The following is a 21389-nucleotide window of genomic DNA, read 5'->3' as shown; positions in this document are numbered from 1 at the left end:
CTCCGGCCGACGATCTCGGCGACTTCGGCGAAGGGGTAGCGGAAGACGTCGTGCAGGATGAACGCCACGCGCTCGGCCGGTGTCATCGACTCGAGCACGACGAGGAAGGCCATGTTGACCGACTCGTCCAGGGTGACCCGGTCAGCCGGGTCGACGCCCGGCCCCCCGCCGGGCCACTCGTCGCGATCGGGCAGCGGCTCCGGCACCCATTCGCCCACGTAACGCTCCCGCCGCACCCGCGCCGAGCCGAGCAGGTCGAGGCAGATGCGCCCGGCGACCGTCATCAGCCAGCCGCCGGGCGACCGGACGGCCTCCCGCTGCCGCGGGGTCATGGCGTACCAGCGGGCGTAGCTCTCCTGGACCACGTCCTCGGCCTCGGCCAGGGAGCCGAGAAGCCGGTAGGCCAGATTGATGAGCTGCCGCCGCTCGCCCATGATCGCACTCAGACCCGGATCGGCTCCGGCTCCGCCGTGCCCTGGCTCGGATGGGGTGGTCATGGTGTCGCCGGCTCCCTGGATCGCGTCTTCCCTCACCGGATCCGACGAGACAGCGCGCCGGACTGTGAGGCCGCGTGCCACCTCACATTCCCGGCGGTCACGTCGTCAGGCTACTGAGACACCATCCGGCGCTCAGACAAGGGAGACCTCACGATGTCCACATCCACGACGGCCGAGCAGCACGATCTCCAGTCGCGGCTGCCCGAGCCCGGCCAGTTCTTCCCCGAGCTGGGGGGAATCGCCGCGGCCATGACCAAGGCCACCCGGAACGGTTCGATCCCGCAGACCACCGTCGGCCTGGTGCAGCTCCGCGCCGGGCAGCTCGTCGGCAGCACGTACCACATCGTCCGGCAGAGCGGACTCCTGCGCCAGGCCGGGGAATCGGAGGAGCGCATCACCGCCGTGTCGTCCTGGCGGGACGCCCCCTACTTCACCGGCCCCGAACGGGTCGCCCTGGAGCTCGTGGACGCCGTCCTCACCCCGAACCCGTCCGGGGAACGCGTCCCCGACGACCTGTACGCCAAGGCGGCCGTCCACTACGACGAGAAGGCCCTCTGGACGCTCATCCTGGCGATCGCCCAGATCAGCTTCTTCATCCCCGTCGCCCTCATCGCCAAGCCGATCCCCGGCAAACCCCTCGGGAAGAACTACAGCAGTTAAGGACGCGTCACCGGGCGCCCTGGGTACGCACAGAGCCGGTCACGATTCCGGCACCTGCATGGTAACTTAGAGTAATGATCGAGTCGCAAAATGTGACCGAGAGTGACCATGCTGGGCAGGGGATCCTGCTCACCGGAGCGACAGGTTTCATCGGCGCCCATCTTCTCCGCAGGCTCCTGGAGAGCACCACCACCCGGATCCACTGCCTGGCCCGGGGCGCGACGGCCGCGGCGGTCGCGGGACGGCTTCAGACGACGCAGTCCCGCTACCGCCTGGGCCTGCTCGACCCGGGCCGGATCGTGGCCGTGCCCGGCGACCTGGCCATGCCCGCGCTGGGCCTGACGACGGACCGCTTCGGCGAGCTGGCCCGGCAGGTGAGCACGGTCGTCCACGCGGGCGCCCAGGTCAACCTCCTGCAGCCCAGCCGCATGCTGGAGGCCGCCAACGTGGTGGGGACGCGGGAGATCCTGCGGCTGGCGGAGGCGGGCGGGGCCACCGTCGCCTACCTGTCGACGTCGGAGGTGTTCGGCCCGGCCGACGGCGCGGTCGACGAGGACACCGTGCCCGTCGGCCCCCTCCAGCCGGTGTCCGGCTACGGGCAGACCAAGCGCGCCGGCGAGCTGCTGGCCCTGCGGGCTCGGGACGACGGGCGGCCGGTGCGGGTCCTGCGGCTCGATCGCGTCGCGGGCGACAGCCGTACCGGCGCCTGCCAGCCCGACGGCGACGACTTCTGGCTGCTCGTACGCTCGGCGCTGACCACCGGCGTCCTCCCGGACACCACGGTGAACCTCACCCCGGTCGACTTCGCCGCCGAGGCCGTGCTCGCCCTCGCGACCGCGACCGGCGGGCCGGGCCCCGTCGCGCACATCTGCCATCCCCGGCCGATCCGCATGGGGGACGTGGCGGCGGCGCTCGGCGGCACCGGGCGGCCCGTACGCGTCACGTCCGTGGACGAGTGGGCCGCCACGCTGCGACAGCTCGGAGAGCGCCCCTACTGCGACCCGCTCGTCCGCCTGCTCCCCCTCATCGCCGAACGCGTCCTGGGCGGCAGGCCGCGCTTCCAGGCTCCGCGGACCACCACCGCCCTCGACCGGCTGGGGCTGCGCTACCCGCCGGTCGACGGCCCCCTCCTCGCCCTGTACGTACGGCATCTGCGCTCGACCGGCTTCCTGCCGGCCTCCGATCCGGACGACCAGACGATGAGCATCGACCTCCGGGGCTGAGAACACCCGGTGCCGCAGCCGAGCGCGTCACCATCCACCCCCGGCGCAGACGGTTCACCTACGACGAACCGGCACGGCGTCAGCGCGGTCGCCTGGCGTGGGTGTCGCGCTCGCGGCGGACGGTCGGCCGCCTGCCCTTGATCGTGGCGTGGCGGAGGGCGTCGATCACCTCGTCGACCGCCGCCTGCGGCACCTCCACCAGCGAGAACCGGTCGGCGATCTCGATCGCGCCGATGTCGCGCCCGCTCAGGCTGGACTCGCCGGCTATCGCGCCGACCAGGTCCTGCGGCCGGATGCCGGCGCTGCGGCCCAGGTTGAAGAAGAGGCGGGCCATGCCGCCGGCCGGCCCGCGCCCGCGCCGGTCGCCCTGCGGGGCGGAGTCGCGCTGCCCGCGCCGGTTGTCCAGGGCCCGCGGGGCCACCTCGGGGATCTCCTGCTCGTCCAGCGCGGCCCCGCTGGACTCGTGCGCCAGCTTGACCGCGGCGAGCGCCACCTCCATGAGGTCGAACTCGTCGGTGAGCGACTCGACCACGACGTGGTAGGACTCGAGGTCCTCCTGGAGCAGGCATTCCTCCAGCGCGGCACGGGTCAGCTCCATCCGGCGCGCCCGCAGGTCGGCGACGGTGGGCAGGCGCTCGACCCGGATGCGCTGCTTGGTCACCCGCTCGATCGACTTGAGCATGCGGTGCTCGCGGGGCTCCACCAAGGTCATGGCCACCCCCTCGCGACCGGCGCGGCCCACCCTGCCGATGCGGTGCACGTAAGCCTCGGGCGCGGACGGGACGTTGTAGTTGACGACGTGGGTGAGCTGCTCGATGTCGAGCCCGCGCGCCGCCACGTCGGTGGCGACGAGCAGGTCGGCGGTCCCGGCCCGCAGCCGCGCCATCACCCGGTCGCGCTGCTCCTGCTCCATGCCTCCGTGCAGCGCCTCGGCGCGGTAGCCGCGGCCGTTCATGGCCTCGGTGAGCTGGTCGACCTCTTCACGGGTGCGGCAGAAGATGATCGCGGCCGTCGGCGCCTCGATGTCGAGCAGGCGGCCGAGCGCCGCCGGCTTGTGCGCCCTGGCGACCAGGTAGGCGATCTGCTCCACCAGCGGCGTCGCCTCGCGCCCCTCGGCCGCCGCGCGCCCCATCTCGATCCGGACCGGGTCGCGCAGGTGACGGCGGGCGATCCCGTCGATGCGCGGCGGGAGCGTCGCGGAGAACAGCACGGTCTGGCGATCCTCGGGGGTCGCCGCGAGGATCTCCTCGATGTCGTCGGCGAAGCCCATGTCGAGCATCTCGTCCGCCTCGTCCAGCACGACGGTACGCAGCCCGGCCAGGTCGAGCGTCCCCCGGCCGATGTGGTCGAGGGCGCGGCCCGGCGTCGCGACCACGACGTCGACCCCGCGCTTGAGCGCCTGCAACTGCCGGCCGATGGGCGCGCCGCCGTAGATCGGCAGGACGCGGGTGCCGAGGGTGCGGCCGTAACGGTGGAACGCCTCGGAGACCTGGACGGCCAGCTCGCGCGTGGGCACGAGCACCAGCGTCACGGGCCCGGAGCCGTCGGTGGAGGGCGGTGTGCGCTGCAGCACGGGCAGCGCGAACGCCGCGGTCTTCCCCGTGCCCGTCGCCGCCTGCCCGAGCAGGTCACGCCCCTCCACCAGCGGCGGGATCGCCTCGGCCTGGATCGGCGTGGGCTCCTCGTAGCCCAGGGCGGACAGCACGTCCAGGAGCTCGGGGCGGAGCCCCAGGTCGGCGAAGGTGGCCTCACCGCTGGTCGCGTTCATGGTCATCGCCGACTCCTTACGTACTTCCACAGCTTTTCGACACTCCTGACACCTGGTCGTCCTCCAGAAGGGCGGTGACGCACCCCATCCCCTGACGGGCGGGAGCGTCAGGGCCGCGTCAGGGCACTGACGCCACCCCGCCGAGCACGGCTCAGAACACCGTCCCACCGTGCGCAATACCGCAGCTCTACCCAGGCGGACAGCCTGGGAACGTCTCGAATCACCCTTCGGGCGGCAGACCCCGTCGCGATGAGCACGACGCTGGAATCGCCCCGGCGGGGAGCGGCGGCGGCAGAAAGCAGGGAGGACTTCGAGGCCTGTCACGACCACGACCGGCAGGTCGCCGGAGACTTCGCCACCCTGATCATACTGAGCGGAGAAAGTAACCGCACCTCTGCCCCCCTCGCGACCGCCACGGGCCGGCTCGGGGACGGCGGGCTCAGCTGAACTCCCGCCAGGGCGCGAAGGCGTTGCGCACCCCGCTGAGGGCCGGGGCGAGCTCGGGATGATGGCGCCGCAGGACCTCGGTCATCCCGGTACGGTCGATCCAGTCCAGCCCTTCCGGGCTGTAGATCTCGGCCGTGTGCAGATCGGTGAAGAACGGGTCGCTCTTGAGCCGGCGGGACGCCATGAGCACGAAGATCCGGAAGGCGCTGTCCGACAGCGCGAAACCCGCCGGTTCGGCCCCGGCGAGCAGCCCGACGCTGGTGTCCACGCTTTCCAGGTCGCCGCCGTCCCACCAGTGCGTGACCGTGTTCTCGAACGTCGGCGGCGCTCCGGGCACGGTGTGGCCGGTGGGGTGGGACCAGGTCCGGCGCACCCGCAGGGGCCGTTCGCCGCCCGCCCCCGTGGGTGTCGTGCAGGTTGTGCCTGGAGTTCTGCCTGGTCTACACGCTTCCCGCGTTCCTGCGCGGCGCCGTCGTCGGCAACCCCGCGCGCATGCGCCTGCTGGCCGCACTCGACACGCGCGCCAGGGGCGCGGCGTCTTCGGCGCCGTGCACCACCGAAGTCCGCAGATCGACTACGCCGACGCCTTCACCCGCGAAGCCTGGCTGGACGGGACGGCGCAGGCGGACTGGTGGATCGTCCCGTTCGCCGGCGGGCCGGGCCGCTGCCCGGGGGCCGAGCTGGGGCTCCAGGTCACCGCGTCGGCGCTGGCGCGCTGCTGCGCCAGGACGACCTCCGCCCGATCGGCCCGGGACTCGTACCGGTGACCCGCGGCAACTTAGAGTGAAAGTGACACGCCGCCCGGCGGGGAAGGGTGGCAGGCATGGACCTACGCCAGCTGCGCTATTTCGTCACCCTGGCCGAGGAGCTGCACTTCGGCCGGGCGGCGGCTCGCGAGCACATCGTGCAGTCCGCGCTGAGCCAGCAGATCCAGCGGCTCGAACGCGAGCTGGGCGTGCAACTGCTGGAACGCAGCACCCACCACGTCGCCCTCACCCCGGCGGGCGCCGCCTTCCTGACCGAGGCCCGCCTGATCCTCGACCACGTGGGCCGGGCCACGCGGGCCGCCCGTGACGCGGCGACGCCGACACCTCCGCTGCGGGCCGGCATCGTCGACGCGGGCTACGACTCCATGCCGCAGATCCTGCGCGAGGTCCAGCGGCACCATCCCGGCCTCACGATCAACCAGGTCGAGGCGGGCACCCCGGAGCAGTACCGGCAACTGGCGGACGGGCGGCTCGACATCGGGATCGGCTGGGCGGCCCAGCCCGTTCCCGGCGTGGCATCGGAGCTGATCCGGCTCGATCCGCTCGGCGTCCTGCTGCCCGACGAGCATCATCTCGCCGGCCTGGAGACCGTGCCCGTCGTCGCGCTCGCCGACGAGCTGCTCCTGTTCGGCGAGGAAGGCCAGACGCCTGAGCTCAACACGTTCGTCAGCGAGCTGTGCCGCTCGGCCGGGTTCACGCCCACGCCCTACGAGGGGACCGTGGAGAGCACGCGCGCCGCCGCGGACCTCGTGCTCCGGCGCCGCTGCGTCTCCTGCCTGCCGTCCTCCTTCCGCTCCTCCAACCCGCCCGGCACCACCTGGCGTCCTCTGTCCGAACCGGCCGCCCACTATCCGTGGTCGCTGCTGTGGCGCGAGTCCAGCCCTTCCCCGCACGTCTCCGCCGTCATCAACAGCGCCAGACGGCTCGCCCGGCAGCTCGGCTGGCTGGAGCCCGCGCGGCCGGAGCGAAGAGACCCGGCCGTCGACGACCTGCCCTCCTGAGCCATGCCGGGTCCGCGGTCGCTCAGGGTGAAAGGTCAGTCATCTCCGGGGCCGTCGTCGCCCGTGTCGAGGAGGTGGGCACCGGCGTCGTGCAGGGTGATGCCGTGGCCGCTCGGCTCGGGGCCGGAAGGCGCCTTCTCATCCGGCACGGCGGTGGCCCTGAATCGGGTGTCGCGGGTCGGCCCGTCGCCCACGAGGTGGCCGCGCAGGTGGCCGGAACGGTCGTACACGGCCCAGCGACCGGCCCCCACCTGTGGCATCGCGTCCGGGTTGTCCTTGAGCCACTGCGCGTTGGCCGCGTGCACCGCCCGTTCGTCGGGCGCCTCCGGCTGGGCGGACGCCTCGGCGGCGGCGAGATCTGGGGTGTTGCGAGCACTACTCATGTTGCGTCTCGCTCTCCGATTGTGGCCGATGCCCTCCGAACCTCGGAGGGACGGTCTTCGGCCTGAGAACTCATGCTACCGGCGCGCCTGACACTGCCCTGGACGCGCGCGGGTCGGGCGGCGCGAGACGATACGGTGAACTGTCACGAACCGATGCGACGACGTCCTCCCGTCCCCGGCACGGGCGAACGCCGCGAAAGGGGCCTGCCATCATGAGCGCCACCGGGCCGATCCGGCGGGCGGCCATGGCGCTGGGAGCGGGCTGGCGGCGAGCCCGTGACCGTCATGCCCGGCTCGACCACCTGGTACGCGCCGTGGTGCGCTACGACCACGCCGACGCCGGGCGGTTATCGGCCGCGCTCACCTACTACGCCTTCTTCGCCACCTTCGCCCTGGCGCTGCTGGCCTTCGCGATCCTGGCCTGGATCCTCGACGACCCGACCGCCCTGGCCACGGTGCAGCAGTACCTGAGCGAGAACTTCCCGCGCCTCGACGTGCAGGCGTTACGTGACGCCACGGGCACCGCCGGCGTGGTCGCCCTCGTCGCCCTGCCGCTGACCGGCCTGTTCTGGATGGACACCCTGCGATCGGCCAGCAGGGCGATCTGGCGGCTGGAGGAATATCCGGGCAACTTCTTCCTGCGCCAGCTCATCGACCTGGCCGTGGTGGCCGGCCTCGGGCTCCTGCTCGGCATCTCGCTCGCCCTCGCCTTCGCCGCCGAGCGGCTGCTGACCTGGCTCACCGCCCTCACCGTGGGCGTGGACGCCCTTCCCGCCCAATGGGTGCTCACCGCCGCCGCGTTCCTGCTCGGCTTCGGCATCAACACGCTGCTGGCCATGGCGCTGCTGACCGCGCCGCCCCGGTTGCGGCTGTCGGCGCGCCGCGTCATCAGTCCCGCGCTCGTCATCGCCGTCGGCCTGGAGATCCTCAAGACCCTGGGCCAGGCCTACGTCAACCTCACGGCGACCAACCCCGCGTACCAGGTCGTCGCGGGCGCCGCCGGGATGCTCCTGTTCCTCAAGGTCGTCAACCAGCTCATCCTGTTCGCCACCGCCCTGGCCGCGACCAGCACGGCCGGGGACGTCACCGACCTGGCGGCCCAGCGCGCCCCCTGAGCCTGCCTGCTCATCGCGATTGGTGATGGGCCTTGCTGGCATTGGCCGTTTCCGTCGTACCGCCGAGCGCATTGACTGGTGGGCGAGCAGCAGGCGCATCGTGCACCGCTGTCATGTGAGGCGGTCGCGATGTCCCTGGACGCGGAGGGAACGAAGGCGGCAGCGCGTGCCGGACTGAACGGTCAGGTGCCGCGCTGCGATCATGTCGACGTGCTCCCCCTCGTGGAACCCGGGAGACGTGAATGCCTGCCATGCCTGGCCGCCGACCGCGCCTGGACGCGGTTGCTGATGTGCCTGAGCTGCGGCTGGGTGAGCTGTTCCGGCGATTCGCAGGGCGGCCACGCCAAGGCTCACTACCAGGAGACCGATCATCCGGTCGCCGCGTCCCTGGAACCGGGGTCGACCTGGCGCTGGTGCTATGTGCACCGGCGGAATGTCTGAGCGAGACGAAAGAGATTTCATGACCATTTCCGAACAACCGGTGAAACGCCGCAAAGACTACGACGGCACCTCACCGTTCCCCGAAGCGGGAGAGCACACTCCGGGACGCCCGATCCAGGTGGCGCTGACGGCGGCGATCGTGATCCTGCCGTTCATCGCCCTCGGTGCGACGATCTTCCTGGCATGGGGGCAGGGAGTGGCTCTCACCGACCTGCTCCTGGCGGCGTTCTTCTACGTGGTGACCGGTCTCGGCGTCACCGTGGGATTCCACCGGCTGCTGACCCACGGCTCCTTCACCGCGCGGCCCTGGCTGCGGGTGGCCCTGGCGGTCGCGGGATCGATGGGGTTCCAGGGCAACGTCATCGACTGGGTGGCGGTGCACCGCCGCCATCACGCGTTCACCGACCAGCCGGGCGACCCCCACTCCCCCTACCGGTACGGCACCGGCCTGCGCGGGCAGCTCCGGGGACTCGCCCACGCCCACCTGGGCTGGCTGTTCTCCGACGACCAGACGCCCGCGGACCGCTACGCCCCGGACCTGCTGGCCGATCCGGCCATGACGCGCGTCGCCCGTGCCTTCCCCGCCCTGTGCGCGCTGTCACTGGCGCTGCCGTTCCTGGCCGGCTGGGCGATCACCGGCACCCTGTACGGCGGCCTGACCGCCTTCCTGTGGGCCGGGCTGATCCGCATCGCCCTGCTCCAGCACGTCACCTGGAGCGTCAACTCCCTGTGCCACGTCATCGGCAGCAGGCCCTTCAAGACCCGCCGCCACGACCGCGCGACGAACCTGTGGCCCCTGGCCCTGCTGTCCTTCGGCGAAAGCTGGCACAACGGTCACCACAGTGACCCCACCTGCGCCCGTCACGGCCTCGATCGCGGCCAGATCGACCCGTCCGGAGGCACGATCCGCCTGTTCGAACGGCTGGGCTGGGTGAGCGACGTACGCTGGCCCGACGCCGACCGCCTCGAGCGCCGCCGCGCCGACGCCCCGCCACCAACCCCCTGACCGCCGTTCCTGACCGCCATGCCCCTGACCGCCCCATGCCGCTGACCGCCGTCCCGCGCACGTGCCACCGTCGAGCACGTGCCACGCGGGCTCATGGCACCAGCGGCAGCCGCCGGTCCAGGCCGGTGATGCGCAGCAGCCGGCACATGAACGGGCGTGGTGCGGCCAGGGCGACGGAGATGCCCTGAACGCGGGCGCGGGACTGCAGGCCCACCAGCACCGCCAGCCCGGACGCGTCGCAGAACGACACCTCGGAGAGGTCGAGGATGAGCGTGCTGGTGCTGTAGTGCAGCGTGTTCAGCAATTGCTGACGCAGTGCCTCACTGGTGAAGAGGTCGATCTCGCCCCCCAGACGGACGATGGTGGGCTCCGATGGCCCCGCCACGCCCAAAGGCGATGCGTCGATGACGGTCATGGAATTCTCCGATCGGAGAAGTGCAGGAGCGAGGGAATTTCCGTGCCGGCGGACCGGCCACGGCGCCACAGGGAGTACGTTCGCCAGGTCTCGCCCACAGCGACGCGCCGGACCGGGATTCCACGGGAATGTCGAACCGAAACCGGAATCGTGTGAGCGACGGGGGCTTGCCAGGCCCGATGGCTGCTTCTCGTTGATCGATTTTGTCGTCGCGGGCGACGCCGACCTCGGTGTCGACGCACGAAATATCCCCGGACTTATAAGATTACCTGCCGCAACTCACCAATAAAGGGGCATTTAATCGTCCAGGCCAAAGCTTGGCGCTCTTTTGCCTTCCACAATCCGCCGCGCGGGCAGAAGGGACGTGCCGCCTACTCCTGCTTGTGCACCGTGACGGCCTGAACCGCGGTCAGCAGGATCGTGTGCACCGGGGACTCGTGCCGCGTCGAGGCGGATCCCTGCGCGTATTCGTCGAGCACGACGGTGTTGCGCGTGCGGTCCAGTTCGACGACGGCGCCTTTGAGGGATTGACCCCCGTAAAGGTGAACCGTTACCCGCTGCTGGTTGCCTTCCACGCCGGACAGTACGTGCATCCACACGTCCACAACGGCCATCTGTCCTCCACCCGAATCCTGGGAGCGGCGGGAACGTCGAGGTCTGTCCCTATTGTCCCATGTCAGGCCGGAGGGCTCCGGATGGGTGCCCGTCGAACGGCTCGCAGCCATGCTCACCTGACCGCCGGCATCGACAGGCGGCCTCGGATTCCGCCGGGCGGGCGGGGTTCCGGCATGCAGAAGTCGGCATGGAGAAGACTGCCGACCGCGAATGAGCTCTCCGGCTTCACCCAGGATCGACAGATTCGGTGGCGTCGCGGCAAGCCGACCGTCTCGTCACACGCTGCCGGCGGCTCGTCAAGGCCGCAGGCAGGTGGCACGCCGGCCGTCGCCTGCCTTACGACTGGGGAACGGCCGTCGTCATCACAGCTTGACGAGTTTGGCGTACGGCGCGGTGATGCGGCGAGTCTCCTCACCGAAGTCGACGAGAACGGCGAGGTTCTCCTCCACCACCACGACTCGGCCGAGGCCGTACTTGTCGTGGCTCACCTGGTCGCGCACGGCATACTGCTCGACTGGGGGTGGTGGGGCCTCCGGGACGTTGAAGGGACTTCCTGGCAGGCGTGGCCGGGCCGCGGCGCGAGTATGCCTCATTTGTGTCAGTATGTGCCATGCTGGCGAATAAAGCGACCTGTTTGGCAGAAACCGTGTCCAGGCTGCTCGCGTGCCGGCACTCCGTCACCCTCGCGCTCAGGCTACAAGGCCCGCGCCCCGGGCGTCCTGCCATCTCTCACCTGCGACGTCCCGCTCTGCGAGATCTGGGTCACAACCGGACACGCGCAGGGCCCCTCCCGGGTGCCGGGAGGAGCCCTGCGCGATCGGTCCTGAGCGTCCCGCCCGGAGGCGGGCCTGCGGTCAGGGCAGGTTCGGGTCGCGACCGTAGTAGTCGCCCACCTGCTCCCGGTAGCCGGGGTCGGTGTAGGTCGCCTCGTCGAACTCCGGCGCGTTCTTGATCTCTTCCTTCGTCCGCGCCAGGAAGACCTTCTTGTTCTGGGGATCGACCTCGGTCACGGTGCTGGCCGGCAGGACGACCTTCTTACCGAAGATCCAGAAACCCGTGTCGACGACCAGGTAACTGTCGCCCACGGCATTGCTCTCCTCGTCGACCGACCCGATCTTGCCGTCGGTCGCTTCGACGTCGAAGCCGATCAGGCTCAGGCTGGTGTCGGAGTTGACGCCGTCGCGATAGCTCCACGGCTGGCTCATAAGCGGGTTGCTCCTGTCGTTGATGGTGTGACTGCAGTGCGCTACCCCGTGCCCGGCGGGCAAACCTGCGGCCCGCCCGTGGCGCCGGCTACTGGTCGGCGCTGGGGATGTCGAGAGGGTCGTGCGGGGCGTCGGCCTTGGCCTTGGCCATCTGCTCGCCCAGTTCGCGCAGCCGGTTGCGGCCCATGGCCTCGCGGACCTTGGGGAACCAGTCCTGCTCCTCTTCCTCGACGTGGTGGCGCACGTTCTCCATGAGGACGGTCATCTTGGCGTCGTAGCGCTCGTCGGCGGGGTCGAGCTTCTTGAGCTCCGACAGCATCCAGACGACGACGTGGTGCTCCTCGACGCTCTCCAGGACGTGGTCGTCGGTGTCGGGCGCGCCCTCGCGGACCGCCGGATAGAAGATCGTCTCCTCGATGAAGGTGTGGGTGGTCAGCTCGTCGATGACCCGGCCGACGATCTTCTGCTTCTCCTTGTGGGCCTTGGGCCCGGCCTTCTCGAACTGCTTGAACAGTCTCTCGACGGTCTTGTGGTCGTCTTTGAGCAGGACGATGGCGTCCATGAGGGTCTCCTCGGGGGTCTGTCTCTTCGGAGGAACGGGTCTCCCCGCGTACCCCGCGGCCACGCCTTCACACGCGGTCTACGCCCTCCCCGGAGGGTTCGGCGCGCGGCGTACGAGATCGAAGCGTTATGGCCAGGAATGCACCCGTTCGTTTCCCGTCCGGAACTGAGGGCAGTCGTGGCGGCATGGCTACCCTCCTTTGGATCATCGCCGTCGTCCTCGTCATCGCCGGCATCTACGTGCTGCTGGCCCGTCGCGACATTCTGTGGGGCATCGTCCTCATCGTCGTCGGACTGCTGATCGGTCCCGGCGGTGTGAGCATCTTCAACGTCTAGGCGCGCTACCAGCCACTGCCGGGCCGCGCCTCCGACGTGGCCCGGCAGTGGCGCACCCTCAGGGACCGCACGTTGTTTCGTACGTTGTGAGGTGGCAGCTTGGAACGCGAACGGGACGTGAGCACCGAGTCACACGGTGAACGCGCGGACCGCAACTTCATGGAACTGCTGCAGGGCTCCAGGGTCGCGGTGACGGGCGTGCAGGTGCTGTTCGCCTTCCTGCTCACTGTGCCGTTCTCCCAGGGCTTCTCCGCCCTGGCCATGGCCGACCGGTGGCTCTACTACGTGGCGCTGGTGAGCGCCGCGCTGGCGGCCATCTGCTACATCGCCCCCGCCAGCCAGCACCGGGTGCTGTTCCGCCAGGGCCACAAGGAGACGCTGGTCCAGCGGTCCAACTTCTACGGCATCGCCGGCGCCCTGGCGCTGGCCGTCGCCATGACGAGCGCCACCGCGCTGGTGATCGACTACCTCTTCGGCAGCCCGGTCGCGTGGATCACCGCGGGAGCGCTGGCCGCTCTGGCGGCCTGGACGTGGTTCGTGCAACCGGCGGTCAGCCGCGCCGGCGACCCGCCCGCCGATCCGCCCGGCGACCCGTCCCCCGGGTCGGAGCCGGCGGCCGGCGCCCACGAGCCCAACCGGCTCTGACACCGCCGATCGTCGTGCCGCCGTTCCCTGGCGGCACGGCCGGGCCGTGCGCCTCGCCGAGGCGCTCCCCGGCCCTCCTGGTCACCCGGCCTGCGGCGGCAGGGCGTCGGCCATGTGCGGGCGGCGGTCGAAGACCCGCGCCAAGCCGGTGATCGCCAGCCAGCGCTCCAGATCGGCCTGAAGACCGGTGAGCACCAGATGGGTGGAGGCGGCCCGGCAGCGCCGCAGGGCGTGCACGAGCGCGGCCAGCCCGGACGAGTCGCAGTGCCCCGCCGCCGACAGGTCGATGATCATCGTGGCCGGGGGCGGCCCCAGCAGCGCGGCGTCCACCTCCCGGTTCAGCAGCGAGGCGTAGTGGAAGTCCAGGGCGCCGTGAACCTCGATGATCAGCGCGTCCGCGCCGACGGTCATGCTGACGGCGCAGAATGTCGGCTGTCGGTGATCCATCGAAGTGATCAGCCCCCTTGTGAACGACGCGTACCGGATGGATGCATCGATCCAGGCGGAGTCGGTCATCTCCTCTACCGGCAAAGGGCGGCTTGTAACCTGACACTTTCCGTGCGCACGTCGCCCGGGTGGGCCGATGTCACAGTGGCCGGTGCATGATGTGCAGGCCGACGTACCCCTGGGCCGGGTGGTGGAAGCCCTCCGGCACCGTTCCGATGATCTCGAAACCGAGCGACCGGTACAGCCGCACCGCGTGCGTGTTCGTCTCCACGACGGCGTTGAACTGCATGGCCCGGAAGCCCGCCACGCGTGCCCATTCCAGGGTGTGCTCGCACAGCGCCCGGCCGACGCCGTGTCCCGTGTGCGCCGGGTCGACCATGTAGCTGGCGCTGGCGACATGGGCGCCGTTGCCCGCCTGGTTGTTGTTCATCTTGGCCGTGCCCAGGACCGTGCCGTCGGGGTCGACGGCGACGACGGTGCGGTTGGGCGCCTGGAGGAGCCACCAGTCCCGGCCCTGCTCCTCGCCGAGGTCCACGGGGTAGGTGAAGGTCTCGCCCGCGGCGACGATCTTGTGGAAGAAGGGCCAGATGGCCGGCCAGTCCTGGGCGGTGGCTTCCCTGATCAGCATCGGGTCATTGTGCCGGACGGGCGTGCGCGCGTTCCAGCCACTTTCCCGCCGGCACGACGGGCACGACGGCCGGGTGCCGGCCTCACCGGTTACTGGCCCTGGACCAGGGCCACGATCACCGAGGTCAGCGCGACCGGGCCCATCACCGCCACCGTGACCACGGTCGCGCTGTGGCCGGGCAGGAGGCGGTGGAGGGTACGCGAGGCGGCGCGGCGTACCGGGCCCGCGCCGGGCAGGACGAACAGCCCCAGCGTGAACACGCCCGCTGCCAAGGACTCCGCGTGGCTCGTGCCCAACCGGCCGGCCATGTTCAGGAAGCCCGCGGCGACGACGCCGAGCGCCAGCGACAGCAGCAGGTGGCCCACCGTGACGAGCGCGGCCTTGGACAGGGTCGGCCGGTCCTCGCCGAAGAAGTAGTCGCCGGCACGCAGCGCCACCGAGAGCGCCGCCGCCAGCAGCCCCACGACGACCGGCATGATGACGGTGAACGCCATCAGCGTCACGAGCGCGAGCACGCCGACGAACCCGCTGCCGGTCAGGAACCGCCGGAGGTCGAAGGGCTGCGCGGGTGGCGCGGGCGGGCGACGGTCCTCCGGGCGGTCGGTGTGGAGGGTCGGCGCCGGGGCGGGCACGTAGGGGGGCGGCCGCTCCTCCTGGCGCCTCGGGGCGTACTCGACCGGCGGGAGCAGGTCGGAGACGATGTCCATGGTCAGCGTACGGTCGGCGAGGCCCTTGCCCCCGCCCGGACGGCCGGCCCGGTCAGGCGCCCCGCTCCCGCGGCCGGTCGGGTCGAGCGCGCCGGACATCCGCAGCAGTTCGCGCGCGCCGGGCCGGGCGGCCGGATCGACCTGCAGCGCCCGGGTCAGCCAGTCCCGCAGCCACGCCGGCGCCTTGTCGAGCTGCGCCCGCCCTTCCATGGTGTTGAAGCAGACCGCCTCGAACGTCCCCGTCCCGAACGGCGGCAGCCCCGTGGCGGCGAAGAACACCGTCGAGGCCAGCGCGTGCACGTCGGCCGCCTGGGTGATCTGCGAGTCACGGATGATCTCGGGGGCCAGGTAGCCCGGCGTGCCGACGAACATCCCGGTCTGCGTCAGCCGGGAGGCGTTCACCAGGTGCGCGATGCCGAAGTCGATGACCAGCGGCCGGCCGTCGACCAGCATCACGTTGGACGGCTTGAGGTCGCGGTGGATCACGCCGGCCGCGTGGACGTCCACCAGCGCCTGGCACAACCCCTGGGCGAGCGTGACGACCTCGGCCGCCGCCAGCGGGCCGTCGGTCAGCACGGCGCTCTCCAGCGTGCGGCCCGCGGCGAACCGGGTCACCACGTACGGCCGCCCGCCCGTCAGCTCGGCGTCGATCACCTCGGCCACGTACGGGCTGCGTACCCGTCGCATGGTCTCCACCTCGCGGAACAGCCGGTCGCGCGCCTTGAGGTCGGCGGCCACATGCGGGTGCAGCACCTTGATCGCGACTTCACGACCCGCGCCGTCGAGACCGAGGTGGACGACCCCCATGCCGCCCTCGCCGATCTTCCCGATCACCCGGTAAGGGCCGAGATGTTCCTGGGTCTGTGTGCTCATTCCCGACGTCATCCTCCGTGATTCCCCCGCACGAAGCGCCTTCGTGCGCACCGGCCCGGACATTGTCCCGCAGCGCTCCCCCCGATTTGCACAGTAAGCGAAGATCGGCCCGAACGCGGCGCTTGTGCGTTCCGCGGGCCGGTTCCCGCGCCCCGGAAGGGCCGTGTGGCCGGAGCGGGCGCGTACTTGTGGACAGGCCGGTTCACACGGTAGAAACAGGGCGAGAGAGCGCTCTCTCGCCGCCTCGTCCACCCCCCGATGTCCTCTCTCATACAGAGGCGCTGCGCACGTAGCGGAAAGGACGACCCCTATGACGACCCAGCCTCCCGGCGACGAGAGCCACCCGAGGCGGCGCCCCAGGCGGATCCGCCGGGCGTTCACGTTCGGCCTCGCGCTGGCGACCGCCGTCCTGTCAGCGGGAACGGCCGCCGCCGACACCGCCGCCACGCGCCCCGTCGGCACCCCCGATCTCGGGCCGAACGTCACCGTCTTCGATCCCGGCATGCCCGTCGGCACCATCCAGGCGACCTTGGACGCGGCCCACGCCGCCCAGGTCGACGACGAGATGGGCACCGCGCGCCACGCCTACCTCTTCAAGCCCGGCACGTACGGCACCGCCGAACAGCCCCTCCAGATCAAGGTCGGCTACTACACCGAGATCGCCGGCCTGGGCGCCTCACCCACCGACGTCGTCATCAACGGCAAGGTCGAGGTCTACAACCGCTGCCTGGCGGACGGCGGAACCGGCAACTGCCTCGCGCTCGTCAACTTCTGGCGCACCCTGTCCAACCTGTCGATCAACGTCAACGCGGCCGGGCAGGACGGCTGCCGGGCCTCGGCGAACTTCTGGGCCGTCTCCCAGGCGGTGTCGCTGCGCCGTCTCAACATCAGCGGCGGCAACCTGTCGCTGATGGACTACTGCACCGCCAGCCCGCAGTACGCCAGCGGCGGCTTCATCGCCGACTCCAGGCTGCCCTCCGTCACCAACGGCTCGCAGCAGCAGTGGCTCACCCGCGACAGCGAGGTGGCCGGCTGGTCGAACGGCGTGTGGAACCAGGTCTTCTCGGGCGTCGTCGGCGCCCCGGCCGAGACGGGCTTCCCGGCTCCGCCGTACACCACCCTCGACACCACTCCCGTCAGCCGGGAGAAGCCCTACCTGTTCGCCGACACGCAGGGCCGGTACGGCGTCCGCGTGCCCGCCGCCAGGAGGAACACGCGGGGCATCACGTGGGCCGACGGCATCACGCCCGGCCGTACGCTGCCGATCACCGACTTCTTCATCGCCAAGCCGTCGGATCCGGTGCAGGTCATCAACGACCACCTCGCCCGGGGCAGGCACCTGCTGCTCACCCCCGGCGTGTACGACATCGCGCGGAGCATCGAGGTCAGGCACCCGAACACGGTCATCCTCGGCCTCGGGCACGCCACGCTGACCGCCGTCAACGGCTCGACCCCGCTCGACGTGGCCGGCGTGCCCGGCGTCGTCGTCGCGGGCGTGACCATCGACGCCGGCCCGCAGAAGTCGCCGGTCCTGCTGCGGGTCGGCAAGAAGAACGGGGGCGGCCGGGGCACGCCGGACAACCCGACGACGCTGTCCGACGTGTACTTCCGGGTCGGCGGGCCGCACGTCGGCAAGACCGACGTCGCGCTCGAGGTCAACAGCCACGACGTGCTCATCGACCACGCCTGGGTGTGGCGTGCCGACCACGGCGTCGAGGGCTTCACCGACACCCAGCGCTGGAACATCAACACCGGCCGCAACGGCGCCGTCATCAACGGCGACCGCGTGACCGCGACCGGCCTGTTCGTCGAGCACTTCCAGCAGTACAACACCGTCTGGAACGGCGACGACGGCACCACGATCCTCTACCAGAACGAGCTGCCCTACGACCCGCCCACCCAGGCCGACTGGATGAACGGCGCCGTCGAGGGCTGGGCCGGTTACAAGGTCGGTGACGATGTGCGGCGGCACCGCCTCTACGGCGGCGGGGTCTACGTCTTCAACCAGAACAACCCGCAGATCCACACCGAGAACGGCTTCGAGGTGCCGCGGCGGCCCGGCGTCCGGCTGCACCACATCATGACCGTCAATCTCAGCGCCGGCACGATCGACCATGTCGTCAACGGCGTGGGCGACGCGGCCGACACGACCAAGGTCGGCGCGCCGGTGTACGTCACCGACTACCCGGCTCCGTAGGGCCGCCCCGGCGGGCCGGAGTCCATCCGGCCCGCCCGGGCGGTATACCGAAACCGGCGTCAGGCCGGTACGCGCTCCACCGGGATCCACAGCTCGGCGTCGGCCTGTGTCCCGTCGGCGGACAGCCGCGTCGAGGAGATCTCCGGTCCCGGCCGGCTGCGGTAGGGGTTGGCCGGGAACCACTGGGTGAACACGTCGCGCCACAGGTGCTGCAGCGCCTCCGGGAACGGCCCGGAGCTCTCGAACACCGCCCACGCGCCGGCCGGGACGGCGATCGCGTCCAGCCCGGCCGGGGGCTCCGCGCCGGTCACCACGCCGACCCAGTAGTCCAGCTCGGACCCCTCCGCCCGGTCGCCCGGCAAATTGTCGCTCACGTTGACGATGCCGCGCGGCTCCTGGTCGGACAGGTGCCCGAGGCGGTCCAGCGCCTCCTGGCCGACGCCACGGACGAAGGCCACGATGGCCGGGTTCATGCCCTCGTGCACCAGCGGCACGCGCGCCTTGTGCCCCGCCAGCGTGAACGCCTGCTTCTCCACGATCCGATATCGCATGGTGCTGTTCCCTTCAACGATGAGGCGGAAGGACATGCGGGGCTGGGAGCGCAGCGCCGTACCGGTGCGCCGGGCCTCGCCCGGTCCCACCCCGTGCACGGCGCGGAACGCCCGCGCGAACGCCTCGCCGGAGCCGTAGCCGTGGCGGACCGCGATGTCGAGCAGCGGTTCGGCACCGCCGATGACCTCCGCGCCCGCCACGGTGAGGCGCCGGCGCCGGATGTACTCCGACAGCGGCATCCCGGCCAGCGCCGAGAACAGCCGCCGGAAGTGGTATTCCGACGTGCACGCGATCCGCGCCAGCTCACTGCCCTCGATCGGCTGATCGAGATGGCCCTCGATGTAGTCCAAGGCCTGATTGAGCCCGTCCAGCACGTTCCGCCCGCCTTCCTTGCTTGCCTCACCACCGTAGGAAGCAACCATGGTGCCGCACCCGACTATCCATGCCCGGTTCGGTCGGGTGCGGCCCGCCCTCACGACACCGATCAGGACAGCGTCAGGGTGAGCGTCGCGGTGTAGGCGCCCGGCCTGGTGGCGGCCGGGACGGTCAGGGTGAGACCGGCCGCGCACGCGGAGGTGCCGGTCCCGGTGCCGGTCGCGGCCGAGCAGAGGGTGGTGGCCTCGCCCAGCGTGGCGCCGGGGCCCGGGGCCGCCGTGCCCTGCGTGCTCGGGGTCCAGCCCAGGGCCGAGGCCGCGATGGCGCCGCCCGCCGCCGAGGTGAAGTCCGTGACCTGGCCGACCAGGCTCCACCCCGCCGCGGTCCCGCGCTGGTCGGCGACCGTGGCGGTGTTGAGCGACCCGGAGGCGGACCGACCGGCCGGGGCGGCCGAGAGGGTGGCCGCGGTGCCGGCCACGCTCAGGGTCAAGTGGCCCGCGACGACCTGCGCGCTGACGGTCTGGGCGGCCGCCGCGCCCCCGCCGACGGTCAGCAGGGCGGCCTTGGTGGCGATGCGGCCCGCCGCGTTGGTGAAGATCGCGCGGTACTGGGTCCGGTCCTGGTCCGCCCGCACGGTCAGGGTGCCGGTGCCGGCGCCGGGCACGTCGGCCCACTGGCCGCCCGGGGGCCTGGACTGCCAGGCGACCGTGGGTTCCGGCACGCCGGTGGCCGCCACGGTGAACGTGGCCTCCGCGCCCCGGGCCGCCGTGGTGCTGCGCGGGTCCTGGATGATCGTGGGTGACAGAGCGCGGGTCAGGACGGTGAGGCGGTCCTGGGTGTTGTCCGGAACGTAGAGCCTGTCGTCGGGGCCGATCGCGATGCCGTACCGTGCGACGCCGCCCGGGATGCCCTCTTCCACGAGTTCGCCGTGCCGGTAGACCAGCACGTCGGAGCCGAGGGCGCGGGACACGTACAGGTCGCCGGTGCGCGGGTTGACCCCGAGGGCCGTCTGGTAGAGGACCGTCCGGAAGATCTCGGTGCCCGATGAGGTGATCCTGGCGGTGTTGCCGAAGAGGCTGCCCGCGTAGAGGACGCCGTCGGGTGCGAAGGCGAGGAGCTGGTAGGCGTCCTCGACGACCGTGGTGGCCGCCAGGGTGGCCGGGTCGTGGCGGGTGACGCCTGGTCTGACCCCGGCCCCGGTGTACGGCGTCCCGTCCGGCGCGACGGCCACCGACGACGCGTACGGCCGGTTCACGGTGGCCGCGACCCTCCAGGTGTCCCCGTCGCGCGTGATCAGCGACAGCCTGGCGTCGCCGAGGTTGGCGCCCGCCTCGTAGTGGATCACGTAGACGCGGTCGCGGCCGAGATCGAGCGTCAGGGCCTGGGCGTACGTGGCGTTCAGGTCGAGGACCTTGGTGCCGTCGGCGCGCCACAGGGCGACGGTGCTCTGGTCGCCCTCCTTGCCCCAGGTGCGTCCGGTGAGCACGTAGGCGTCGCCGGTGGCGGAGTCCACGCGTACGTGCTGGGCGCCCGGAATGTCGGTGGCCGTTCCCCCGGGGAGGGTGGTGACCCTGCCGCCGCCGGCCGCGTACACGCGGTTGCGCTTCTGGTCGACGTCCACGCTCGTGATCCCGGAGTCGTACCCGAGGGAGGTCGGCTCGGAGGTGTGCCTCGCGGTGCCGGGCGGCGTCCACTCCTCGCCGGGCTCGCCCGGCCCGCCGCCGCCCGCGCCTTCGGGGATCGGCGCGGCCGAGCCGGGCGCCGGAGCGCCGCCGGGGCCGTCATAGGCGACGGTGACCGGGTCGAGCGCCTCGCCCTGGCCGTAGAAGCCGGCGAAGGCGGGCACCCCGGCCGCGGTCAGGGCGGCGGGCAGGTCCGTCCACGCGCTGCCGTCGGGGGTGTCGAGCGTCAGGGTCGCGAGGTCGACGACCGGGTACGAGACCGGCTTGGTGCCGTCCAGCGGGAGGCTGGTGACGTCGGCGTACAGGGTGCTGCCGGTGGCGCCGATGGCCACCTGCGGATTGGCGATGATCAGGTCGAGGGCGCCCGCGTGGCCGGTGAAGCGGACCCGGCCGGTGTAGGAGAGCAGGGCGGTGCGCTGCTCGCCGTCGAAGGAGCCCTTGGCCAGGGGGAAGCGGAAGGTGCCGTCGCCGTTGTCGATGGCGCCGTCGCCGACGGTGATGGTGCCGTGGGCGATGGGGCCGGTGATGTAGGCGCGGAATCTCTCCTTGACGCCCCAGTCGAGGGTGCCGGCGGTGATGGGGACGGTGTCGGCGCTCGCCGACGGAGCGGCGGCCAGTAAGGTCGCCGCGGCCAGCATCGAGGCGATCATGCCCCGGAGTACACGCATGGTTCAGCCTTCTCGTGTCGGCCCTACGACGCTGTCGTCGAAGGGAAGCAGGGTCTCCGCCCAAGGGAAGATCACGAACCAGAGCAGGGCGGCGGCGGTCGCCAGCAGGACGGCGCAGCACAGCAGCCGGGTGGCCCGTCCGCCGGGCAGGCGCCGCCAGAGCCAGGCGTACATC

Annotated in this window: 26 protein-coding genes; 11 read left to right on the top strand and 15 right to left on the bottom strand. The window is 71.4% G+C overall.

The annotated features are described in order from the left end of the window. On the bottom strand, positions 1–497 hold a 497-nt coding region (locus AB0I15_RS16075; protein WP_358095309.1), incomplete at its 3' end, for a sigma factor. A gap of 153 nt (positions 498–650) precedes the next feature. Between AB0I15_RS16075 and AB0I15_RS16070 the strand changes: the two genes are divergently transcribed. Together AB0I15_RS16070 and AB0I15_RS16065 are read left to right on the top strand one after the other, a co-directional pair. Beyond that, complete coding sequence (locus tag AB0I15_RS16070) at positions 651–1157, top strand: carboxymuconolactone decarboxylase family protein (RefSeq protein WP_358095307.1); 507 nt, start codon at positions 651–653, stop codon at positions 1155–1157. A gap of 74 nt (positions 1158–1231) precedes the next feature. Then, positions 1232–2380 carry a thioester reductase domain-containing protein gene (locus AB0I15_RS16065; RefSeq protein ID WP_358095305.1) on the top strand — a complete coding sequence of 383 codons (1149 nt, stop codon included), beginning with the start codon at positions 1232–1234 and terminating at the stop codon, positions 2378–2380. A gap of 79 nt (positions 2381–2459) precedes the next feature. Here AB0I15_RS16065 and AB0I15_RS16060 read toward each other — a convergent pair whose 3' ends face one another. Continuing rightward, the gene (locus AB0I15_RS16060; RefSeq protein ID WP_358095304.1) at positions 2460–4154 is read right to left on the bottom strand and encodes a DEAD/DEAH box helicase; all 1695 of its coding nucleotides are present in this window, start codon (positions 4152–4154) and stop codon (positions 2460–2462) included. A gap of 243 nt (positions 4155–4397) precedes the next feature. Here AB0I15_RS16060 and AB0I15_RS16055 point away from each other — a divergent pair, with 243 nt between their 5' ends. After that, positions 4398–4595 (top strand): hypothetical protein, encoded by a 198-nt coding sequence (locus tag AB0I15_RS16055; RefSeq protein ID WP_358095303.1) that lies wholly within the window; start codon positions 4398–4400, stop codon positions 4593–4595. On the opposite strand, the gene AB0I15_RS16050 is transcribed toward AB0I15_RS16055, so the two are convergent. Then, the gene (locus AB0I15_RS16050; protein ID WP_358095301.1) at positions 4588–4968 is read right to left on the bottom strand and encodes a peroxidase family protein; all 381 of its coding nucleotides are present in this window, start codon (positions 4966–4968) and stop codon (positions 4588–4590) included. The genes AB0I15_RS16055 and AB0I15_RS16050 overlap by 8 nt on opposite strands. Before the next feature lie 175 nt (positions 4969–5143). On the opposite strand from AB0I15_RS16050, the gene AB0I15_RS16045 reads away from it, so the two are divergent. Together AB0I15_RS16045 and AB0I15_RS16040 are read left to right on the top strand one after the other, a co-directional pair. Then, positions 5144–5362, top strand: coding sequence for a hypothetical protein (locus AB0I15_RS16045; protein ID WP_358095300.1), 219 nt, complete (start codon positions 5144–5146; stop codon positions 5360–5362). 56 nt (positions 5363–5418) lie between these two features. After that, on the top strand, positions 5419–6363 hold the full coding sequence (locus AB0I15_RS16040; RefSeq protein WP_358095298.1) for a LysR substrate-binding domain-containing protein: 945 nt from the start codon (positions 5419–5421) through the stop codon (positions 6361–6363). A 35-nt stretch (positions 6364–6398) separates the two neighbouring features. On the opposite strand, the gene AB0I15_RS16035 is transcribed toward AB0I15_RS16040, so the two are convergent. Then, positions 6399–6746: a hypothetical protein gene (locus AB0I15_RS16035; RefSeq protein WP_358095296.1), complete on the bottom strand. Its 348-nt coding sequence runs from the start codon at positions 6744–6746 to the stop codon at positions 6399–6401. Positions 6747–6958: 212 nt separating this feature from the next. Between AB0I15_RS16035 and AB0I15_RS16030 the strand changes: the two genes are divergently transcribed. The 3 genes from AB0I15_RS16030 (at position 6959) to AB0I15_RS16020 (ending at position 9308) form a co-directional block, all read left to right on the top strand. Beyond that, on the top strand, positions 6959–7861 hold the full coding sequence (locus AB0I15_RS16030) for a YhjD/YihY/BrkB family envelope integrity protein (RefSeq protein ID WP_358095294.1): 903 nt from the start codon (positions 6959–6961) through the stop codon (positions 7859–7861). 78 nt (positions 7862–7939) lie between these two features. Beyond that, positions 7940–8302 (top strand): UBP-type zinc finger domain-containing protein, encoded by a 363-nt coding sequence (locus tag AB0I15_RS16025; RefSeq protein ID WP_358095292.1) that lies wholly within the window; start codon positions 7940–7942, stop codon positions 8300–8302. A 19-nt stretch (positions 8303–8321) separates the two neighbouring features. Beyond that, entirely contained in the window at positions 8322–9308 is a 987-nt protein-coding gene (locus AB0I15_RS16020; RefSeq protein WP_358095291.1) for an acyl-CoA desaturase, read from the top strand. Between the two features lie 91 nt (positions 9309–9399). On the opposite strand, the gene AB0I15_RS16015 is transcribed toward AB0I15_RS16020, so the two are convergent. The 5 genes from AB0I15_RS16015 to AB0I15_RS15995 all read right to left on the bottom strand — a co-directional run bounded on the left by AB0I15_RS16015 (position 9400) and on the right by AB0I15_RS15995 (position 12105). After that, entirely contained in the window at positions 9400–9723 is a 324-nt protein-coding gene (locus tag AB0I15_RS16015) for an STAS domain-containing protein (RefSeq protein ID WP_358095289.1), read from the bottom strand. A 371-nt stretch (positions 9724–10094) separates the two neighbouring features. Then, complete coding sequence (locus AB0I15_RS16010) at positions 10095–10337, bottom strand: hypothetical protein (protein ID WP_358095287.1); 243 nt, start codon at positions 10335–10337, stop codon at positions 10095–10097. A 363-nt stretch (positions 10338–10700) separates the two neighbouring features. Further along, a complete protein-coding gene (locus AB0I15_RS16005; protein WP_358095285.1) occupies positions 10701–10931 on the bottom strand; it encodes a hypothetical protein in 231 nt (76 codons plus the stop codon). Positions 10932–11192: 261 nt separating this feature from the next. Next, the gene (locus tag AB0I15_RS16000) at positions 11193–11543 is read right to left on the bottom strand and encodes a PRC-barrel domain-containing protein (RefSeq protein WP_358095283.1); all 351 of its coding nucleotides are present in this window, start codon (positions 11541–11543) and stop codon (positions 11193–11195) included. Positions 11544–11631: 88 nt separating this feature from the next. Next, positions 11632–12105 carry a hemerythrin domain-containing protein gene (locus AB0I15_RS15995; RefSeq protein WP_358095281.1) on the bottom strand — a complete coding sequence of 158 codons (474 nt, stop codon included), beginning with the start codon at positions 12103–12105 and terminating at the stop codon, positions 11632–11634. Positions 12106–12290: 185 nt separating this feature from the next. Between AB0I15_RS15995 and AB0I15_RS15990 the strand changes: the two genes are divergently transcribed. Then, on the top strand, positions 12291–12440 hold the full coding sequence (locus AB0I15_RS15990; RefSeq protein WP_358095279.1) for a GPGG-motif small membrane protein: 150 nt from the start codon (positions 12291–12293) through the stop codon (positions 12438–12440). A 99-nt stretch (positions 12441–12539) separates the two neighbouring features. Further along, positions 12540–13085, top strand: a complete 546-nt coding sequence (locus tag AB0I15_RS15985) for a DUF6328 family protein (RefSeq protein ID WP_358095278.1) — start codon at positions 12540–12542, stop codon at positions 13083–13085. Positions 13086–13166: 81 nt separating this feature from the next. On the opposite strand, the gene AB0I15_RS15980 is transcribed toward AB0I15_RS15985, so the two are convergent. The 3 genes from AB0I15_RS15980 to AB0I15_RS15970 all read right to left on the bottom strand — a co-directional run bounded on the left by AB0I15_RS15980 (position 13167) and on the right by AB0I15_RS15970 (position 15740). Next, on the bottom strand, positions 13167–13496 hold the full coding sequence (locus tag AB0I15_RS15980; protein WP_358095276.1) for an STAS domain-containing protein: 330 nt from the start codon (positions 13494–13496) through the stop codon (positions 13167–13169). Between the two features lie 175 nt (positions 13497–13671). Then, the gene (locus AB0I15_RS15975) at positions 13672–14160 is read right to left on the bottom strand and encodes a GNAT family N-acetyltransferase (RefSeq protein ID WP_358095275.1); all 489 of its coding nucleotides are present in this window, start codon (positions 14158–14160) and stop codon (positions 13672–13674) included. A gap of 89 nt (positions 14161–14249) precedes the next feature. Beyond that, entirely contained in the window at positions 14250–15740 is a 1491-nt protein-coding gene (locus AB0I15_RS15970) for a serine/threonine-protein kinase (RefSeq protein WP_358095273.1), read from the bottom strand. Between the two features lie 310 nt (positions 15741–16050). Here AB0I15_RS15970 and AB0I15_RS15965 point away from each other — a divergent pair, with 310 nt between their 5' ends. Next, a complete protein-coding gene (locus tag AB0I15_RS15965) occupies positions 16051–17937 on the top strand; it encodes an adenylyl cyclase (protein WP_358095271.1) in 1887 nt (628 codons plus the stop codon). 59 nt (positions 17938–17996) lie between these two features. Here AB0I15_RS15965 and AB0I15_RS15960 read toward each other — a convergent pair whose 3' ends face one another. From AB0I15_RS15960 to AB0I15_RS15950, 3 genes are all read right to left on the bottom strand, one after another. Then, the gene (locus tag AB0I15_RS15960) at positions 17997–18911 is read right to left on the bottom strand and encodes an AraC family transcriptional regulator (RefSeq protein WP_358095269.1); all 915 of its coding nucleotides are present in this window, start codon (positions 18909–18911) and stop codon (positions 17997–17999) included. Between the two features lie 62 nt (positions 18912–18973). Then, on the bottom strand, positions 18974–21214 hold the full coding sequence (locus AB0I15_RS15955; RefSeq protein WP_358095267.1) for an HtaA domain-containing protein: 2241 nt from the start codon (positions 21212–21214) through the stop codon (positions 18974–18976). Positions 21215–21217: 3 nt separating this feature from the next. After that, positions 21218–21388, bottom strand: a complete 171-nt coding sequence (locus AB0I15_RS15950) for a hypothetical protein (protein ID WP_358095265.1) — start codon at positions 21386–21388, stop codon at positions 21218–21220. Between the last annotated feature and the right edge of the window lies 1 nt (position 21389).

Origin of the sequence: Nonomuraea sp. NPDC050643 (genome assembly GCF_040654715.1) — a bacterium.
In the GTDB taxonomy this organism is placed as follows: Bacteria; Actinomycetota; Actinomycetes; order Streptosporangiales; family Streptosporangiaceae; genus Nonomuraea.
The sequence above is the reverse complement of the archived record's forward strand: the minus strand, read 5'-3'. Positions and strand labels throughout refer to the sequence as shown.

Bases quoted from the DNA above. Each gene is read 5' to 3' on its own strand.
- AB0I15_RS15950 (WP_358095265.1), bottom strand. From the start codon at position 21,388: ATGTACGCCTGGCTCTGGCGGCGCCTGCCCGGCGGACGGGCCACCCGG.
- AB0I15_RS16005 (WP_358095285.1), bottom strand. From the start codon at position 10,931: ATGAGGCATACTCGCGCCGCGGCCCGGCCACGCCTGCCAGGAAGTCCC.
- AB0I15_RS15970 (WP_358095273.1), bottom strand. From the start codon at position 15,740: ATGAGCACACAGACCCAGGAACATCTCGGCCCTTACCGGGTGATCGGG.
- AB0I15_RS16035 (WP_358095296.1), bottom strand. From the start codon at position 6,746: ATGAGTAGTGCTCGCAACACCCCAGATCTCGCCGCCGCCGAGGCGTCC.
- AB0I15_RS15965 (WP_358095271.1), top strand. From the start codon at position 16,051: ATGACGACCCAGCCTCCCGGCGACGAGAGCCACCCGAGGCGGCGCCCC.
- AB0I15_RS15980 (WP_358095276.1), bottom strand. From the start codon at position 13,496: ATGACCGTCGGCGCGGACGCGCTGATCATCGAGGTTCACGGCGCCCTG.
- AB0I15_RS15960 (WP_358095269.1), bottom strand. From the start codon at position 18,911: ATGGTTGCTTCCTACGGTGGTGAGGCAAGCAAGGAAGGCGGGCGGAAC.
- AB0I15_RS16070 (WP_358095307.1), top strand. From the start codon at position 651: ATGTCCACATCCACGACGGCCGAGCAGCACGATCTCCAGTCGCGGCTG.
- AB0I15_RS16065 (WP_358095305.1), top strand. From the start codon at position 1,232: ATGATCGAGTCGCAAAATGTGACCGAGAGTGACCATGCTGGGCAGGGG.
- AB0I15_RS15995 (WP_358095281.1), bottom strand. From the start codon at position 12,105: ATGGACGCCATCGTCCTGCTCAAAGACGACCACAAGACCGTCGAGAGA.
- AB0I15_RS16000 (WP_358095283.1), bottom strand. From the start codon at position 11,543: ATGAGCCAGCCGTGGAGCTATCGCGACGGCGTCAACTCCGACACCAGC.
- AB0I15_RS16040 (WP_358095298.1), top strand. From the start codon at position 5,419: ATGGACCTACGCCAGCTGCGCTATTTCGTCACCCTGGCCGAGGAGCTG.
- AB0I15_RS16015 (WP_358095289.1), bottom strand. From the start codon at position 9,723: ATGACCGTCATCGACGCATCGCCTTTGGGCGTGGCGGGGCCATCGGAG.
- AB0I15_RS15955 (WP_358095267.1), bottom strand. From the start codon at position 21,214: ATGCGTGTACTCCGGGGCATGATCGCCTCGATGCTGGCCGCGGCGACC.
- AB0I15_RS15990 (WP_358095279.1), top strand. From the start codon at position 12,291: ATGGCTACCCTCCTTTGGATCATCGCCGTCGTCCTCGTCATCGCCGGC.
- AB0I15_RS15975 (WP_358095275.1), bottom strand. From the start codon at position 14,160: ATGCTGATCAGGGAAGCCACCGCCCAGGACTGGCCGGCCATCTGGCCC.
- AB0I15_RS16020 (WP_358095291.1), top strand. From the start codon at position 8,322: ATGACCATTTCCGAACAACCGGTGAAACGCCGCAAAGACTACGACGGC.
- AB0I15_RS16055 (WP_358095303.1), top strand. From the start codon at position 4,398: ATGAGCACGACGCTGGAATCGCCCCGGCGGGGAGCGGCGGCGGCAGAA.
- AB0I15_RS16010 (WP_358095287.1), bottom strand. From the start codon at position 10,337: ATGGCCGTTGTGGACGTGTGGATGCACGTACTGTCCGGCGTGGAAGGC.
- AB0I15_RS16060 (WP_358095304.1), bottom strand. From the start codon at position 4,154: ATGACCATGAACGCGACCAGCGGTGAGGCCACCTTCGCCGACCTGGGG.
- AB0I15_RS16030 (WP_358095294.1), top strand. From the start codon at position 6,959: ATGAGCGCCACCGGGCCGATCCGGCGGGCGGCCATGGCGCTGGGAGCG.